The organism is Streptomyces sp. NPDC050508 (genome assembly GCF_040655155.1).
Lineage (GTDB): Bacteria > Actinomycetota > Actinomycetes > Streptomycetales > Streptomycetaceae > Streptomyces.
Window position 1 is genome coordinate 1 of record NZ_JBFAJJ010000018.1, and the last position, 16896, is coordinate 16896.

Annotated in this window: 10 protein-coding genes; 7 read left to right on the forward strand and 3 right to left on the reverse strand. The window is 72.1% G+C overall.

Annotated features, from left to right (window positions below):
• Positions 1 to 200: 200 nt before the first annotated feature.
• The 5 genes from AB0I69_RS38270 (at position 201) to moeZ (ending at position 6480) form a co-directional block, all read left to right on the forward strand.
• On the forward strand, positions 201 to 1931 hold the full coding sequence (locus AB0I69_RS38270) for a DUF3492 domain-containing protein (protein ID WP_363100367.1): 1731 nt from the start codon (positions 201 to 203) through the stop codon (positions 1929 to 1931).
• Positions 1928 to 3397 (forward strand): hypothetical protein, encoded by a 1470-nt coding sequence (locus tag AB0I69_RS38275; protein WP_363100368.1) that lies wholly within the window; start codon positions 1928 to 1930, stop codon positions 3395 to 3397. The genes AB0I69_RS38270 and AB0I69_RS38275 overlap by 4 nt, the downstream gene beginning before the upstream one ends.
• 144 nt (positions 3398 to 3541) lie before the next feature.
• Positions 3542 to 4501: an NAD-dependent epimerase/dehydratase family protein gene (locus tag AB0I69_RS38280; RefSeq protein WP_363100369.1), complete on the forward strand. Its 960-nt coding sequence runs from the start codon at positions 3542 to 3544 to the stop codon at positions 4499 to 4501.
• Positions 4489 to 5238, forward strand: coding sequence for a spherulation-specific family 4 protein (locus AB0I69_RS38285; protein ID WP_363100370.1), 750 nt, complete (start codon positions 4489 to 4491; stop codon positions 5236 to 5238). Before AB0I69_RS38280 ends, AB0I69_RS38285 begins: the two co-directional genes overlap by 13 nt.
• Positions 5239 to 5301: 63 nt before the next feature.
• A complete protein-coding gene (moeZ, locus tag AB0I69_RS38290) occupies positions 5302 to 6480 on the forward strand; it encodes an adenylyltransferase/sulfurtransferase MoeZ (RefSeq protein ID WP_363100371.1) in 1179 nt (392 codons plus the stop codon).
• A 107-nt stretch (positions 6481 to 6587) separates the two neighbouring features.
• On the opposite strand, the gene AB0I69_RS38295 is transcribed toward moeZ, so the two are convergent.
• The 3 genes from AB0I69_RS38295 to AB0I69_RS38305 all read right to left on the reverse strand — a co-directional run bounded on the left by AB0I69_RS38295 (position 6588) and on the right by AB0I69_RS38305 (position 12679).
• Positions 6588 to 8147 carry an alpha/beta hydrolase gene (locus AB0I69_RS38295; RefSeq protein ID WP_363100372.1) on the reverse strand — a complete coding sequence of 520 codons (1560 nt, stop codon included), beginning with the start codon at positions 8145 to 8147 and terminating at the stop codon, positions 6588 to 6590.
• A gap of 137 nt (positions 8148 to 8284) precedes the next feature.
• On the reverse strand, positions 8285 to 9829 hold the full coding sequence (locus tag AB0I69_RS38300) for an alpha/beta hydrolase (RefSeq protein WP_363100373.1): 1545 nt from the start codon (positions 9827 to 9829) through the stop codon (positions 8285 to 8287).
• A 96-nt stretch (positions 9830 to 9925) separates the two neighbouring features.
• Positions 9926 to 12679 carry a lysylphosphatidylglycerol synthase transmembrane domain-containing protein gene (locus AB0I69_RS38305; RefSeq protein ID WP_363100374.1) on the reverse strand — a complete coding sequence of 918 codons (2754 nt, stop codon included), beginning with the start codon at positions 12677 to 12679 and terminating at the stop codon, positions 9926 to 9928.
• Between the two features lie 186 nt (positions 12680 to 12865).
• On the opposite strand from AB0I69_RS38305, the gene AB0I69_RS38310 reads away from it, so the two are divergent.
• Entirely contained in the window at positions 12866 to 13252 is a 387-nt protein-coding gene (locus tag AB0I69_RS38310) for an MGMT family protein (protein ID WP_363100375.1), read from the forward strand.
• A gap of 257 nt (positions 13253 to 13509) precedes the next feature.
• Positions 13510 to 16857 carry an ATP-dependent DNA helicase gene (locus AB0I69_RS38315; protein ID WP_363100376.1) on the forward strand — a complete coding sequence of 1116 codons (3348 nt, stop codon included), beginning with the start codon at positions 13510 to 13512 and terminating at the stop codon, positions 16855 to 16857.
• Positions 16858 to 16896: the final 39 nt, after the last annotated feature.

A 16896-nucleotide genomic window follows, 5' to 3' on the forward strand; every position in this document is an offset into this window, starting at 1 on the left:
CCTGACGGTCAACGTCACGGCCAACACCGCCGTCCAGATGGGCACCGACCCGGCCATGCGAGGCCGCGTCATGGCCCTGTTCATGATGGTCTTCAATGGACAACCGTCCATCGCGCCACCGCCATGTCCGCATACGTTCGTCCCGCTGCGAGCCGCCGGTTCAACGGTGGCTCCCCATACGGGAGATCGGGGGTGTGGTCGTGCGCATAGGACTGGTTACGGAGGGTGGCTATCCATATGTGAGCGGTGACGCCAGGCTCTGGTGCGACCGGCTCGTGCGCGGGCTCGGGCAGCACGAGTTCGACATCTACGCGCTCAGCCGCAGCGAGCGCCAGGAGGACGAGGGCTGGCTCGAACTGCCGGCTCAGGTCAGCCGGGTGCGCACCGCGCCGCTGTGGACCGCCGAGGACGACGGGCCGACTCTCGGGCGCCGCGCACGCCGGCGGTTCGGCGAGTGCTACGAGGAACTGGCGGCCGTGCTGTGCGCGGGGGACGGGCAGGTCCCGGAGGTGGCAGAAGGGGCGCCGGGCGAGCCGGGGGCGGCCTCCGCCGATCTGGCGGACCGTTTCGCCAACGCGCTGTACGGGCTCGCGGAACTCGCCCGCGACGAGGGCGGACTCGTGGGCGCACTCCGCTCCGAACGCGCCGTGCGTGCACTCGAACGCGCCTGTCGTGCGCCCGGCGCACTCCGCACGGCCCGCGAGGCGCGCGTACCCGATCTCCTCACCGTCGCCGCGCACCTCGAACGCGCCCTGCGCCCCCTCTCGCTCGACTGGTACGAGGACGACGCCCTCGGCTCCGTCGACCTCTGCCACGCGACGGCCGGCGGCACCGCGGCCCTGCCCGGCCTGCTCGCCCGGCACTTCGCCGGCGTACCGCTGCTGGTGACCGAGTACGGCGTACAGCTGCGGACGCACTACCTGGCCTCCGCGGACGCCCCGCCCGCCGTACGGGCCCTGCTCGCCGCCTTCCACGGCAGGCTGGCCGCCGAGGTCTACCGGCGGGCCGAGCTGATCACACCCGGCAACACCCACACCCGGCGCTGGCAGGAACGCTGCGGCGCCGACCGTACGAAACTCCGCACGGTCTACCCGGGCATGGAGGCGTCCCGCTTCGCCGCGGTGGGCGACGCGCCCGACTGCGCGGACCCGGACACCCTCGTGTGGGTCGGCCGTATCGAACCCGCGAAGGACCTGATCTCCCTGCTCCACGCCTTCGCGGAGATCCGCAAGGAGGAGCCCAAAGCGCGCCTGCGGATCGTCGGCGCGCCCTCCGGCAGCGAGGGCGCGGCCTATCTGGGTCACTGCCGGGCGCTGGCCGCACAGCTCTTCCCCGACGAGGCCGAAGGCGTCCACGCGGTGGGCGACAACCCGGTGTCCTTCGAGGAGATCGGCGGCCCGGAAGCCCCCACGCTCGCCGAGGCGTACGCGGCCGGCACGGTGATCGTCCTCTCCAGCGTCGTCGAGGGCTTCCCGCTCAGCCTGGTCGAGGCCATGTTCTGCGGCCGGGCCACGGTGTCCACCGACGTCGGTGCGGTGGTCGAGGTCATCGGCGGGACCGGACTTGTCGTACCCCCGCGCAATCCGCGGGCGCTCGCAGAGGCGTGCGTGACCCTGTTGCGCGACCCCGAGCGCCGTGAGCGCCTGGGCGCCGCCGCACGCGCCCGCGCACTCGAACTGTTCACCGTCGAGCAGAACATCACGGCATTTCACGGCATTTACCTGGAGATCGTCTCGCACTCCCCGGTCCGCCGCGTCGTCCTCGACGACACCGGCGAACCCCTCCCGTTCGCCGCCCCCGCCGAGGCCCACGTCCCCGGCCGCTGGACCGGCCCCATGGCCCGCGTCGTCGCCCGCGGCGGACCCACCTGGGCTACGGGAACGCCGGTGCGGGCCACAACTCCCTTGCCGGCGACGGAGGCAGCCCGATGAGCGGCCTCGGCGAACTCGACCGCCCCGGGATGCCCGGCGGCGCGAGGGCGTGGGACGCGCGGTCGGAGGAGTGGCTCGGGGGACGGGAGAAGTCGGAGGAGGAGACGGCGGCGGAGACAGTGCCGGGCGGCCCGGGAGAGGGAGATCAGGGGGAGGGCACACCGAGCAGGAGGCGCGAACCGGGCGCCTACGACGAGGACACACCGGTCGCCGATCAGGACACCTACGAGGCCCGTATCGCCGCCACCCCCGCCCCCGTGCCCGCTCCCCGCGACGCCCGCCCTGAAGCCGATGCCGACCCGCCAGGCGCCCGTACGGCGCCCGAACAGACCCCCCGCGCGACCGACCGCAGGCCGGGCCCCGCCCGCCGCGGTGCCGCCGACCCCGTGAAGGCGCTGATGCACCGTCACCGCGAGCTGTGCGAGCGGGCCGTCGACCCGCTGGAGATCGCGGCGGGCCTTGAGGCGCACGGCGTCACCGACCGGACCGCCGCCCGGTTCCGGCACCGGGACGTCTTCTCGCTCGCCGAGGAGATGTACGCCCGCGTGCCCCGCGACGACGCGGCGGCCCCGCACTCCGACGCCGTGGCCGCGCAGGCACCCCGCGCCGACTGGGCCGTACTCGCCCTCCTGCCCGGAGTCCTCTGCGCCGCCGCCGTGACCGGCGTCCGGCTCACGGACGGCCGGATGCGACTGACGATCGCCCTCGTCGGCGTCCTCGCCGTGGCCCTCGGCGTGCGCGTGGCCCTCAGCCGCGGCCCGCTGAGCACCCCGCCCGGCACACACGCGTGGCGCACGCCGCCAGGCACCCGCCTGTGGACCTGCTGGCTGCTCGCCTACGCCCTCCTCGGCGACGGTCTGCTCCGCGCCGCTGACGACGGCGGCCCCGACGGCCTGCCGACCGGCACAGCGGGCGGCCCCTGGCCCACGGCGACCGCACCCGTCCTGGCCCTCGCCCTGGCCTGCGTCCCCGCGGCCTGGTGCGCCCACCACTTCGCCGTGCGCGCCCGGCGCAAGCTCGCGACCAGCCGCGGCCTGGAGGATTTCGCCGACTCCGTACAACCGCTGCTGCTCGGCACGTTCGCCCTGTTCCTGTGCGCTCTGACCGCCCTCCTCGCCCTCTGCGGCGCGGCCCTGGGCGAGCCCGCCGGGTACGCCCAGGCCGTCACCCTGGGCGCCCTCCTGCTGCTCGCCCGCCTCCTCACCGTCCACGGCTTCACCCACGCCCCGACCGTCGCCCTCGGTGCGACGGCCGCGACGGAGGCCCTGGCCCTGGCTCTGGACCTCATCGGCCGGCTCCCCGGCTGCGGCTTCCTGGCCACCCCTGTCGAAACCCTCATGGACTCCTGGGGCCCGGGCAGCATCCCGGCCCTGGCCTGCGGGGCAGCCGCCCTGACCCTTCTGTTCCACACCACCCGCACCTTGACCAGAGCCTCGGCGCACGCGCCGGCGGACGAGCCGCGGTGACACCGGCATGGCCCCCTGCCAACCAGTCCCGTCACCCAGCCGCAGGCGCCCGGCCCCACCGCCGGAGGCAACCGCATCACCCTGTGAAGGAGAACACCAGATGATCACCTCCCGATCCGGAGAGTCGGCCCCGGGAGCCGTCCGATGAGGGTCCTGCTGATCGGAGCCAACGGCTATCTCGGCCGCTTCGTCGCCGACCGCCTGCTCGCCGACCCGGCCGTCCAGCTCACCGCGCTCGGCCGCGGCGACGACGCCGACGTCCGCTTCGACCTCGCATCCGGCAGCCCCGGCGCGCTCACCCGCTTCCTCGACGCCGTCCATCCCGGAGTCGTCATCAACTGCGCGGGCGCCACCCGCGGCGGCGCCCGCGAACTCACCCGGCACAACACCGTCGCCGTCGCCACCGTCTGCGAGGCCCTGCGCCGCAGCGGCTGCGGCGCCCGGCTCGTGCAGATCGGCTGCGGCGCCGAGTACGGTCCCAGCCAGCCCGGTTCCTCGACGGCCGAGGACGCCGTGCCCCGCCCCGGCGGCCCGTACGGCGTCAGCAAACTCGCCGCCACCGAACTGGTCCTGGGCTCCGGCCTCGACGCCGTCGTCCTGCGCGTCTTCTCGCCCGCCGGACCCGGCACGCCCGCCGGCTCCCCGCTCGGCCGGCTCGCCGAGGCCATGCGCCGGGCCATGCAGTCCGGCGACGGCGAACTCAAACTCGGCGGCCTGGGCGCGCAACGCGACTTCGTCGACGTACGGGACGTGGCCCGTGCCGTCCACGCCGCCTCGCTCTCCGCCGCGCAGGGCGTCATCAACATCGGCTCGGGCCGCGCGGTCCGACTGCGCGACGCCGCCGCCGTCCTCGCCCGCGTGGCCGGATACGGCGGCGCGCTGCACGAACTCGACGGCCCGCCCGGACCGCTGCGGGCCGCCATCGGCCACCCCCGCACCGACCCCGACCACGCGGCCCCGGCCGCGTACCCGTACCCGGACGGTTGCGGCAGCTGGCAGCAGGCCGATGTGCGCACCGCGCGCGACCGGCTCGGCTGGCGGCCCCGGATCAACCTGGAGGAGTCCCTGGCCGACATCTGGATGGAGGCGGCATGCCGCATCTGACCAGCACGCCCCTGGGCACCGCCAGCACCGGCGTCCGTACCGGCTTCGGTATCCCCGGCTACGCACACCCCCTGGTCGCGCCCACCGAATGGGGCGAACTCACCCGCCCCGGCACCCCCTTGCACTGGGTCGTCCTGAACGTCTCCTCCGGCCCGGGGGCCCGCCCCGACCCGCACTGCCTGGAGGCGGCAGGCCGGCTCAGCAACGCCGGCGTCCGGGTCCTCGGCCACCTGGACGCCGCGCACGGCGCCCGCGCCTTCGGTGACCTGGTCTCCGAGGCGCACCGCTATCGCGACTGGTACCGGGTCGACGGCTTCCTCCTGGACCGCTGCCCCACCGAACGCGCCGCGCTCCCCGAGATCCGCCGCACGGTCACCGCGCTCCGCGAGACCCGCGACGGCGCCCATGTCGTCCTGGGGCACGGAACCCACCCGCACCCCGGATACGCCGAGTGCGCCGACCAGTTGGTGACCTTCTCCGGCTCCTGGAGCGACTACCGCTGGTCGCAGGTGGCCGAGTGGACCGCCGACTACTCGCCCGAGCGCTTCTGCCACTTCGTGCACGGCGTCCCGCGCGGCCATCTCGACGAGGCGCTGCGCATCGCCCGCTGGCAGGGCGCCTCGACCATCTACTTCACCGACCGCACCGATCACGGCGGCCGCACCGACCCGTGGGAGACGATGCCCGGCTACTGGGACGAGATCGTCTCGCGGATCGGAACGGGTGTCTCGGAATGAAGAGGGCCATGGCAGTGTTACGGGGAGAACAACTGTAGTGATTGACCGACCAACGGAGTCCCCGTGTCGCTGCCACCCCTGGTCGAGCCAGCTGCTGAGCTCACCGTAGACGAGGTCCGCAGGTACTCCCGCCACCTGATCATCCCCGACGTGGGCATGGACGGGCAGAAGCGGCTGAAGAACGCCAAGGTGCTCTGTGTGGGCGCCGGGGGTCTGGGCTCGCCGGCGCTGATGTACCTGGCCGCGGCGGGCGTGGGCACGCTCGGCATCGTGGAGTTCGACGAGGTCGACGAGTCGAACCTGCAGCGCCAGATCATCCACAGCCAGGCGGACATCGGCCGCTCCAAGGCCGAGTCGGCGCGCGACTCCGTGCTGGGCATCAACCCGTACGTGAACGTGATCCTCCACGAAGAGCGGCTTGAGGCCGAGAACGTGATGGACATCTTCAGCCAGTACGACCTGATCGTCGACGGCACGGACAACTTCGCGACCCGCTACCTGGTCAACGACGCCGCCGTACTGCTGAACAAGCCGTACGTGTGGGGTTCGATCTACCGCTTCGACGGCCAGGCCTCCGTCTTCTGGTCCGAGCACGGCCCCTGCTACCGCTGCCTCTACCCGGAGCCCCCGCCCCCCGGCATGGTTCCCTCCTGCGCCGAGGGCGGCGTCCTGGGCGTGCTGTGCGCGTCCATCGGCTCCATCCAGGTCACCGAGGCGATCAAGGTCCTGACCGGCGTCGGCGACCCGCTCGTCGGCCGCCTGATGATCTACGACGCCCTGGAGATGCAGTACCGCCAGGTCAAGGTCCGCAAGGACCCCAACTGCGCGGTGTGCGGCCCGAACGCGACCGTCACCGAGCTCATCGACTACGAGGCCTTCTGCGGCGTCGTCTCCGAGGAGGCCCAGCAGGCGGCCGCCGGCTCGACGATCACTCCCAAGCAGCTCAAGGAGTGGATCGACGACGGCGAGAACATCGAGATCATCGATGTCCGCGAGGTCAACGAGTACGAGATCGTCTCGATCCCCGGCGCCAAGCTGATCCCCAAGAACGAGTTCCTCATGGGCACCGCCCTGGAGACGCTCCCGCAGGACAAGAAGATCGTCCTGCACTGCAAGACGGGTGTCCGCAGTGCGGAAGTCCTCGCCGTCCTCAAGTCGGCCGGCTTCGCGGACGCGGTCCACGTCGGCGGCGGCGTGATCGGCTGGGTCAACCAGATCGAGCCCGACAAGCCCGTCTACTAGACGCACACCTTCCCGGGAGGGGCTCGGCACCACACGTGCCGGGCCCCTTTCCGTTGCGCCCGTCGCCCCGACCGCCCCGACCGCCCCGACCGCCCCGACCGTTCCGGCTACGAGGCGCAGACCTTCCCGTCCTTGGGCACCGTCCCCTTCAGCAGATACGCGTCCACCGTCGAGTCGACACAGTCGCTCCCACTCCCGTACGCACCGTGTCCCTCGCCCTTCCAGGTGAGCTCCACACCGACGCCCTTGCCCAGCTCGTCGACCATCTTGCGGGCGCCCTCGTACGGCGTCGCCGGGTCCCCGGTGTTGCCGACCACCAGGATCGGCGCCGCACCGGGCGCGCTGACCTCCGGCGTCTCGTACTGCCCGGCGACCGGCCAGTCGTGGCACCACCCGGCCGTGTCCCAGCCCAGGAAGTCGCCGAACACGGGGGAGATCTTCTCGAACTCGGGCAGCAGCTTCTGCGTCTGCGCGGGCGTCGGCCGCTGCTTGTCGTCCAAGCACGATATGACCCGTTGGGAGTGGGTCGTCGTGCCGTAGTGCCCCGCACTGTCACGGTCGTTGTAGCCGTCGGCCAGCGCCAGCAGCTCCGAACCGTCCCCCTCCTCCGCGGAGTTCAGGGCGCTGGTCAGGGTGGGCCAGCTCTCCTTGCTGTACAGCGGAAGGACGATGCCGGTCAGCGCGAGCGTCTGGGTCAGCTTCCGCCCGGTCGAGGTCGCGAGAGGCTTGGCGTCGATGCGCTTCAGCAGGGCGGCGATCTTCTGCGAGCCCTGATCCGGGTCCTGGTCCGTCGACTTGAGGTAGTCGTCCAGCGCGCGCTGGAAGCCCCGGGTCTGGTTCAGGGCGTGGCCCACCGAGTCGGCGCTCGGGTCGACGACCGCGTCGAGGATCAGCCGCCCCACGTTCTTCGGGAACAAGTGGGCGTAGACACCGCCGAGTTCGGTGCCGTAAGAGATGCCGAAGTAGTGCATCTTCGTGTCACCGAGGACCTGGCGCATCAGGTCCATGTCGCGGGCAGTGTCGGTCGTCGACACATGTGCCATCAGCTTCCCGGCGGCCTTCTCGCAGCCCTTGCCGAAGTCGACGGCGTCCTGGAAGTACGCCTTCTCCTCGGCGGGTGTGTCCGGTGTGGCGTCCACGTCCTCGGAGGCCTGGATCGCCTTGTCGCTGCGGCAGCGGATGCCCTCGCTGGCGGCGACTCCGCGCGGGTCCCAGCTCACCAGGTCGTAGTGCTCGTGCAGCGCGGACACGGTGGTGGCGTACGCCGGCATGTAGTCCACGCCCGAGCCGCCGGGGCCGCCGAAGTTGAACAGCAGAGAGCCGATGCGGTCGCCGCCCGTCGCCTTGGAGCGGATCAGCGCGAGCCCGATCGTGGAGCCGTCCGGCTTCGCCCAGTCCAGCGGCACCTTGAGCGTCGCGCACTGCCAGTCACTGCTGGGGGCGGCCGAGTCGGCGGTGGCCTTGCAGCGCCCCCAGCCGAGCTTCTGCGCGGTCAGCGCCGCGGGCACCGCGGCTGTCGTGGCCGTAGAAGTGGAGTCGGCCGTCGACGGCTTGGCGGTGTCCGTCCCCGCACCGCCCTTGCCGTCGTCGGACGAGCCGCCGCTACAGCCGGCCGTCAGCAGTGCGGCGGCGGCCATCAGAGCCGTCCACCGTACGAATCGCGCCATGTGCGTTCCCCCCTCGCAGGCCGTCCGCGTCACGCCGCGGATGGCGGTCAGGCCATAGTAGGCGGCGCGAGCCGAGCCCGTGACAGCCTGTGGATAACCTTTTGACCTGCGCTTTTGCTCGGTTTTCGGGGGTGTGCTCAGGAGCAGACGGTACCGGCCGCCGGGACTTTCCCGTTCAGGAGATAGCCGTTCACCGCGCTCTGCACGCACTTGTTCTTGCTGTCGTAGGCCCCGTGCCCCTGGCCCTTGTACGTCAGCTCGACCGCGACGCCCTTGCCCAGCGCGTCCACCATCTTCCGCGCGCCCTCGTACGGTGTGGCCGGGTCACCGGTGTTGCCCACGACGAGGATCGGCGCCGAACCGGCCGCGCTCACGTCGGGATGGTCGGCCGCGCCCGGCACGGCCCAGTCGGTGCAGCTGACCATGCCCCAGGCCAGGAAGTCGCCGAAGAGGGGAGAGGCGGCCCGGAACTCGGGCAGCTTCTGCTCCACGTAGTCGGCGGTGTATCTCGGCTTGTCGTCGGCGCAGTTGATGGCGACGTTCGCCGCGGTGATGTTGCTGTACTCGCCGTTCTCGCTGCGCCCGTTCATCGAGTCGGACAGCAGCATGAGGTCCTTGCCGTCGCCGCTGTAGGCCTGTTCGAGTGCCTCGGTGAGGAACTCCCAGAAGTCCTTCGAGTACAGCGCCTGCGCGATGCCGTTCGTCGCGGCCGTCTGGGTCAACTGGCGGGGGAAGATGCCCTGGATCGGCTTGCTGTCGAGGTCCTTGAGCAGTTTGGCGATGCGGTCCTTGACGTCCTGCGCGGTGTCGCCGACCGGGCAGTCCGTGGTCTTCGACGTGCAGTCGTCGGCGAAGTTGTCGAGCGCGAGCTGGAAGCCCTTGGCCTGTCCCAGGGAGCCCTGTTCGGAGTTCTGGGTGGGGTCGACGACCGCGTCGAAGACGGCGCGGCCCACGTGCTTGGGGAACAAGTGGGCGTAGACGCCGCCGAGTTCGGTGCCGTAGGAGATGCCGAAGTAGTGCAGCTTGTCGTCGCCGAGGACCTGGCGCATCAGGTCCATGTCGCGGGCCGCGTCGGTGGTGCGCACCTGGGGGAGCATCTTCTTGGAGTTCTTCTCGCAGGCCGCGTTGAACTGCTTGGTGTTGGCCAGGAGCTTGGTCCGCTCGGCCGTGTCGTCCGGGGTCGCGTCCTGCTGGAAGTACTGGTCGAGCTGGGAGTCGCTCTCGCACTCGACGCCGGCGCTGCGGCCCACTCCGCGCGGGTCGAAGCTGACCAGGTCGTAACGGGTGCGCAGGGTCGCGTAGTCCTCGCCGAACGCGGGCAGCGTGGTGACGCCCGATCCGCCGGGGCCGCCGAAGTTGAAGACGAGCGAGCCGATCCGCTTGCTCTTGTCGCCGCTGGCCTTCGCCCGCACCAGGGCGAGTCCGATCGTGTCGCCCTTGGGCTTGCTCCAGTCGAGCGGCGCCTTCATGGTGGCGCACTGCCACTTGGTGCCGTTCGGCAGCGGTGACGGCGCGGAGCCGCCGCCCTCCGACTCGGACGGGGCCGGGCAGTCCTTCCAGCTCAGCTTCTGGGCCGACGGATCCTCGTCCTTGGAGTCGCCTCCGCAGCCCACCAGCGTGGCGGACAGCAGGACGACAGTGGCGGTCAGGGCAGCGGCACGCAGCCGGGAGGGGTTCGGCATGCTCCCATCCTGGGGTCGTACGCGGCGGTGCGCTCGGGGCGCGGGCCGTACGAGGTACGCACGCGTGCGTGCCCTACGCGCGTGCGTGGGCGTGCTCTACAGGGAGCCCTTGCGGGACAGGTGGTTGAAGAAGAGCCAGCCCGGCAGCACCGGGATCCACAGCGTCAGCAGCCGGTACAGCAGCACCGCCGGGGCTGCTACCTCCTTGGGGAGGCCCACGGCGATCAGACCGACCGTCAGAGTCGCCTCTACGGCGCCCACACCGCCCGGGGTCGGGGCCGCTGAACCGAGCGCGTTGCCCGCGAGGAAGACGACCGCGACGCTGGCCAGGCTGAGTGACGTCGATTCGTCGCCGAAAGCCCGGATCGACGCGTCCAGGCACATCACGAAGCAGGCCGTCAGCAGCAGCATGCCGCCGATGCCGGTGATCAGCTTCTGCGGTCGCTGCAGCACGTCGAGCATGCGCGGGATGACGCCCGCGAAAAGCGACCGCACGCGCGTGACGAGGAACTTCCGCAGGAACGGCACCGAGGTCACCACGAGGACGAGCACCGCCACCGTCAACAGACCGGCGATGACCGTCCGGGACGGCGACAGCGACGGCGTCTTCTCGGTGCCGGTCAGATAGCCGAACGACAGCAGCATCAGGATGTGGCAGCCAAGACCGAACAGCTGCGACGCGCCGACACTCGCCACCGCGAGCCCGGGCCGCACCCCGGCACGCTGCAGGAAGCGCGTGTTCAGGGCGACACCGCCGACCGCGGCCGGTGCCACGATCTTCACGAACGACCCGGCGACCTGCGCCGCCACGGCCCGCAGGAACGGCACGCGCTCCGGCACGAACCCCAGGAGGGCCATCGCCGCCGCGAAGTAGCTCAGCGCCGAGAACAGCACGGCCGCGGCCACCCAGCCCCACTGGGCGTTGGCGACGAGCGGACCGAACTCGATGTGCGTGAGCTGCGTCAGCAGGAAGTACGCGCCGATCGCGCCCGCCATGAAACTGATCAGCGTGCGCGGCCGGACCCGCTCAAGCCGGGCCGGCTCGACCGGAGCCTGCGGCCTGATCAGCAGCACCTGATGGCGGATCTGGGTGAGCAGATCCTCCTCGCGCGCCTCGTCCAACGCCTCGTCGATGGCCCGCTTCTCGGCCCGCTGCTCCGCGCGTACGGCCTTCTTGTCGGGCTTCTCCAGTACGGGCGTGGAGCCCTCCGAGGACTGCTCCGCGTGAGCCAGCCTGGTCTGCCGTGACGCTTCCAGGATCGCGTCGCGCTCCCGCTGGGCCCGCTCCCGGGACAGCCGACGCAGGGTCGCGCGCGTGGAGCGCGTCAGTGCGATGGGCTGGAGCATCGGCAGACAGTCGGCCACGGCGTCGGGGCCGAGGACGTCGACCGCCGAGGCCACCGCGCGCTCGGCACCCACCCGTAGACCGATCGTCGTGACCAACTGGGCGACGTCCATGCGCAACAGCAGCTCACCGGCCGCGATCTCACCGCCGCGCAGGTCCGTGAGGATCACGGTGCCGGAACGATCCACCAGAATCGCGTCACCGGCGAGCCTGCGGTGGGCGATGCGCCGCGACTGCAGCGCCTGCACCTGGTGCCAGGTCAGGCGCAGCAGATCGTCGGTGATCTCCTCGTCCGCGAGCGAGTCGAGCGTGCGTCCGCCGGTGTGCTCGTAGACGAGCATCACGGCGTCGGGGCCGAGCTCCGAGGTCGCGATCAGCTTCGGGGCGTTGGCCCCGGCCGCGATCGCCGCGTACGCCAGCAGGGCCTCCTGCTCCAGCGCCTGGCGCAGCGACTGCAGACTGCTGCGGGTCGCGAAGCCGCGCAGCGTCAGATTGCGCCACGCACGGTAGAAGAAGCCCTGGGCCTGCTGCTCCCGGTCGACCACGGTGACGTCCAGCGGTGGGCCGTCCTCCAGGGTGACGAAGTAGCGTCGGCCGCGGTCGCCGTTCTCCGTGTCGACGGCCTCCTCGCGGGCCGCGCCCACCGGGTGGAAGCCGACCGTCCGCAGGCCCGCCATCAGCGTCCGTCCGGTGGGGCGGACGTTCGGGGAGCCCACCGCGTACAGCGTCCCGTAGGCCACGGTCCAGCCGATGAGCACCGTCAGGATGATCGAGAACGGCGTCGTGTACCCGGTGACCAGCATCGAGAAGGCGTCGAGCAGCAGCACGATCCACAGCACGGAGCGCCAGCGCGGCCTCCGGGACATGCCTACGGCCGTCATGTAGGCGATGACGGGCGCCAGATAGCCGTGCACCGGGTCGGTGAGGGCGTGGATGTCGCCGGGGGAGGGCTGGGTGAGCGCCTCCTGGATGGAGCCCGGGGCGGCCTTGGCGACCCACAGGTCCGTGGCGAGTGTCACTCCGTGCGCGAGGACCGCCGCGAGCACGCCGTCGGCGATACGCAGCCCGTCCCGCTTGATCAGCCGCTCGATCGCGAAGGCGACCGGCACCAACAGGATGGCGATGCTGGACGCCAGCCCCGCGATCTTGATCAGCAGGTCGGGCGCCTGTCCGGTGCCCTTGTTGATGTCCTGTTCGAGCCCCGAGGTCGTGCCGTGCGCGAACGCGGCGATCGCGAGCAGTACGACGATCGCAAGAAAGCCCACCAGGAGGCGCATGAGATCGGAAGGGCGGTGCACGCGCGCGGGGAGCAGCGGTTCGTCGCCCTCGACCTCTTCGGCGTGCGTGCCGTCACCGCAGTCGTCGAGGCCGGGCGCGGGGCCGGGCGTGGGTGTCTCGGCGGGCCCCTCCGAGGGGCCCTGCTCACTGGCGTCGGCGGTGTCCGGGCGCGACGCAGCGTCAGAGGTGCCCTCCGCGTCTTCGGGGTGCACACCCTGCTGCTTCATCGTCTCTTCTTGATCTCGTATCACCGGTCACCGCCCGCACGATGGTGGCATGCCCCACCGACACACGGGGGCATCAGGGTGCAAATGCGGGGGCGCACAGTCTGCCCCACGCGCCGCTCCGGGGCGAGGGATACACACAGTCGCCAGCGCGTCGCGTTGTCGGTGGGGTGCGGCAGGATGGGGCGGATGAGCGAGGAGAGCCTTCCGGACGACACCGGCCCGGAGCACGCGGACGCGCTGCCCGACTACGCGGAGCGGGTCCTCGACGTCGCCGAACGGATTCCGCCCGGGCGCGTCATGACGTACGGGGACGTCGCCGAATGGCTGGAGGAGGGCGGCCCGCGCCAGGTCGGCCGCGTGATGGCCCTCTACGGAGGAGCCGTTCCGTGGTGGCGGGTCGTCCGCGCGGACGGCGTGCTGCTCCCCGGCCACGAACTGGAGGCGCTCGATCGCTACCGCACAGAGAGCACTCCTCTTAAAGAGGCGAGCAGAGCCGCCGAGGGCCACCTGCCGCGCGTCGACATGAAACGGGCGCGATGGGACGGCGGCGAGCGCGCGGACGGTCACACCTGACAGCTTCCGCCATCGGACGCGCCCCGGGGCGACCTGCGGTCCGTACGGGGGAAACCCGACACGTCCGTGGCATGCCGTACGTTCGAGGGGTGAGGGACGCGAGGGTCGCGCGAGCCGTGAGGGAAGAAGCGGAAGACCTGCTCCCGTACGACCCGTCGGCGTAGCGTCGGCTGCACCTGTCCCCTTCATCCCGCGACCACCGCACTCCACGCGCGGCGGTCAGGCAACCAGCACACCCACCAGGACCGGCGAACCACGTGAGCTCCTCTTTCTCCACCAGGCCCCTGTCGCACCCCCAGGTGCGACAGGGGAACAGTGGCGCTTACCGACTGGTGCGTACCCCGCCGACCCGACCGGCTCCCCCTCACCTGGACGCGCCACAGCGCTCCGTGGTTGACCACGAGGCCGGTCCGCTCCTCGTCCTCGCAGGTCCGGGCACCGGCAAGACCACCACTCTCGTGGAGTCCGTCGCGGCACGGATCGCCCGAGGAGGTGACCCCGCGCGGATCCTCGTGCTGACGTTCAGCCGCAAGGCCGCCGTCGAACTGCGCGACCGCATGGCGCTGCGCATCGGAGCCGCCCGCGCGCCCCGGGCGACCACCTTCCACTCGTTCTGCTACGCCCTGGTCCGCGCCCACCAGGACAGCGACCTGTTCGTCGAGCCCCTCCGGCTGCTGTCCGGCCCCGAACAGGACGTCGCCGTACGCGGACTGCTCGCCGGCCAGCCAGACCTGGAGCGGCTCGGCCTCGCGCATGTGCGCTGGCCCGACGAACTGCGGGCCTGCCTCACCACCCGCGGCTTCGCCGACGAGGTCCGCGCGGTCCTCGCCCGCAGCCGCGAACTCGGCCTGGATCCCGGCGCTCTGGACGCCTTCGCCCACCGCATCGGCCGCCCCGACTGGCGCGCCGCCGCCGCCTTCCTCGCCGAGTACCTCGACGTACTCGACCTCCAAGGAGTGCTCGACTACGCGGAACTGGTCCACCGCGCGGTGCTCCTCGCCCACCGCCCCGAGGTGGCCGAACGGCTCGCCGCGCAGTACGACGCCGTGTTCGTGGACGAGTACCAGGACACCGACCCGGCCCAGGTACGACTGCTGCACGCCCTGGCAGGCGGCGGTCGCACCCTCGTCGCCTTCGGCGACCCCGACCAGTCGATCTACACGTTCAGGGGCGCCGACGTGAACGGCATCCTGGACTTCCCGAGCGCCTTCCCGCGCGCGGACGGCACTCCGGCCCCCGTAGAGGTGCTCCGGACCTCCCGCCGCTCCGGAGCCGCCCTCCTGACCGCCACGCGCCTGCTGACCCAGCGCATGCCCCTGACCCGCCTCCCGGCGCAGAAGGTGCGCGCCCACCGCGAGCTGTCCCCGGTACGGGACGGTGGCCGCGTCGAGGTGTACACGTACCCGACACCCGGCACGGAGCTGGACAACATCGCCGACATCCTCCGCAGGGCGCACCTGGAGGACGGCGTCCCCTGGAGCGACATGGCCGTCCTGGTACGCGCCGGCTCCCGGACGATCCCCACGGTCCGACGCGCCCTCACGGCGGCGGGCGTCCCCCTCGACATCGACGGCGACGACCTGCCCCTGCGCCACGAACCGGCGGTGGCACCCTTGCTGACGGCATTGCGGGCGGTGGCGGTCGCGGAGGCATCGGGGGGCGCCCCGGCCGAAGCGGACGACTCCGACTCCGACGCGCCCGGCGAGAGTCCCACGGACACCTCCTGGCTCGACACCGAAACCGCCCTCAGCCTGCTCGCCTCCCCCCTCGCCGCCATGGACGCCGCCGACCTGCGCCGCCTGGGCCGGGCCCTGCGCGAGGAGGAGCGGGCCGGTGGCAACCCCGTGCCGCCGCCCTCGGACGAGCTGCTCACGCGGGCGCTCGCCGAGCCGGAGCGGCTGGTCGCGCACGACCCCACGTACGCGCGGGGAGCCCAGCGCCTGGGCGCGCTGCTGCGCAAGGCACGGGAGCGCCTGGCGGGCGGCGGTACGGCCGAGGAGGCGCTGTGGGACCTCTGGCAGGGCACACCGTGGCCCGGGCGCCTGGAACGGGCCGCCCGGCGCGGCGGCGCGGCCGGGCGCAACGCGGACCGTGACCTGGATGCCGTCTGCGCACTGTTCGCGACCGCGGCCCGCGCCGAGGAACGCACCGGCGGCCGGGGCGCCCTGAACTTCCTGGAGGAGATCGACGCCGAGGACATCGCCGCGGACACGCTCACGCGGCGTGCGGTACGCCCCGACGCCGTACGCCTGATGACCGCGCACCGCTCCAAGGGCCTGGAGTGGCGCCTGGTCGTCGTGGCAGGCGTCCAGGAGGGCCTGTGGCCGGACCTGCGTCGACGCGGCTCCCTCCTGGAGGCCGACCGCATCGGCCGCGACGGACTCGCCGAACCACTCACCCCGGGGGCTCTGCTCGCCGAGGAACGCCGCCTGTTCTACGTCGCCGCGACACGCGCGCGTGAGCGCCTCGTCGTCACCGCGGTGAAGGCACCCGCGGACGACGGCGATCAGCCGTCCCGCTTCCTCACCGAACTCGGCGTCGAGCCCAAGGACGTCACCGGCCGCCCGCGCCGCCCGCTGTCGGTCGCCGCGCTGGTCGCCGAGCTGCGCGCCACGACCGTCGACCCGCGCGTGTCCGACACCCTCAGGGAGGCCGCCGCGCGCAGGCTGGCCCGGCTGGCCGCGCTCGGCGACGAGGACGGCCGCCCGCTGGTCCCGTCCGCGCACCCGTACCGCTGGTGGGGCATGTACGACCCGACCGAGAGCAAGGTGCCGCTGCGCGACCGCGACCAGCCCGTCGTGCTCTCCGGAAGCGCCCTCGACCAGCTCGCCAACACCTGTGCCCTGCAATGGTTCCTGGGCCGCGAGGTGAAGGCCGACGCGCCCTCGACCGCCGCCCAGGGCTTCGGGAACGTGGTGCACGTCCTGGCCGACGAGGTCGCCTCCGGACGCACCCCCGCCGACCTCGCCGTCCTCATGGAGCGCCTCGACACCGTGTGGAACGCCCTGGCCTTCGACGCGCCCTGGAAGTCGGCCCAGGAGAAGGACAACGCGCGCGTGGCGCTCGAACGCTTCCTGAAGTGGCACGTCGACTCCAACAGCCTCCGTGCAGGCCGCACATCCGTCGCCAGTGAGCACGACTTCGACGTCACCCTCGAAGCGGGCGACTACGAAGTGCGCATCCGCGGCTCCATGGACCGCGTCGAGACGGACGGCGAGGGACGCGCCTACGTCGTCGACTTCAAGACCGGCAAGCAGACGCCGACCGCCCGCGAGGTGGAGCGCCATCCTCAGCTCGCCGTCTACCAGTTGGCTGTCCATGAGGGTGCGGTCGACGAGGCCTTCGACGGAGTGCGCCCCGAGCCGGGTGGCGCCGAACTCGTCCAGCTGCGCCAGGGCGCCGCCCAACGGGACGGCGGCGAGACCCTGCCCAAGGTGCAGGCCCAGAAGCCCCTGGAGGGGGAGTGGGCCGGTGAACTGCTGGCCACGGCCGCGGGCAAGGTCCTCGACGAACGGTTCACGCCCACGGCCGGGCAGCACTGCACGCACTGCGCGTTCCGGGCCTCGTGCAGCGCGCGGCCCGAGGGACGACACGTCGTCGAGTAACCCGCGTGACGTATCGCACCACATGTGCTGACCTGCGCT

What these genes read in the sequence shown, in the direction of transcription:
- AB0I69_RS38275 (WP_363100368.1), top strand. Translation starts at nt 1,928, where the DNA reads ATGAGCGGCCTCGGCGAACTCGACCGCCCCGGGATGCCCGGCGGCGCG.
- AB0I69_RS38280 (WP_363100369.1), top strand. Translation starts at nt 3,542, where the DNA reads ATGAGGGTCCTGCTGATCGGAGCCAACGGCTATCTCGGCCGCTTCGTC.
- AB0I69_RS38285 (WP_363100370.1), top strand. Translation starts at nt 4,489, where the DNA reads ATGCCGCATCTGACCAGCACGCCCCTGGGCACCGCCAGCACCGGCGTC.
- AB0I69_RS38295 (WP_363100372.1), bottom strand. Translation starts at nt 8,147, where the DNA reads ATGGCGCGATTCGTACGGTGGACGGCTCTGATGGCCGCCGCCGCACTG.
- AB0I69_RS38300 (WP_363100373.1), bottom strand. Translation starts at nt 9,829, where the DNA reads ATGCCGAACCCCTCCCGGCTGCGTGCCGCTGCCCTGACCGCCACTGTC.
- AB0I69_RS38305 (WP_363100374.1), bottom strand. Translation starts at nt 12,679, where the DNA reads ATGAAGCAGCAGGGTGTGCACCCCGAAGACGCGGAGGGCACCTCTGAC.
- AB0I69_RS38310 (WP_363100375.1), top strand. Translation starts at nt 12,866, where the DNA reads ATGAGCGAGGAGAGCCTTCCGGACGACACCGGCCCGGAGCACGCGGAC.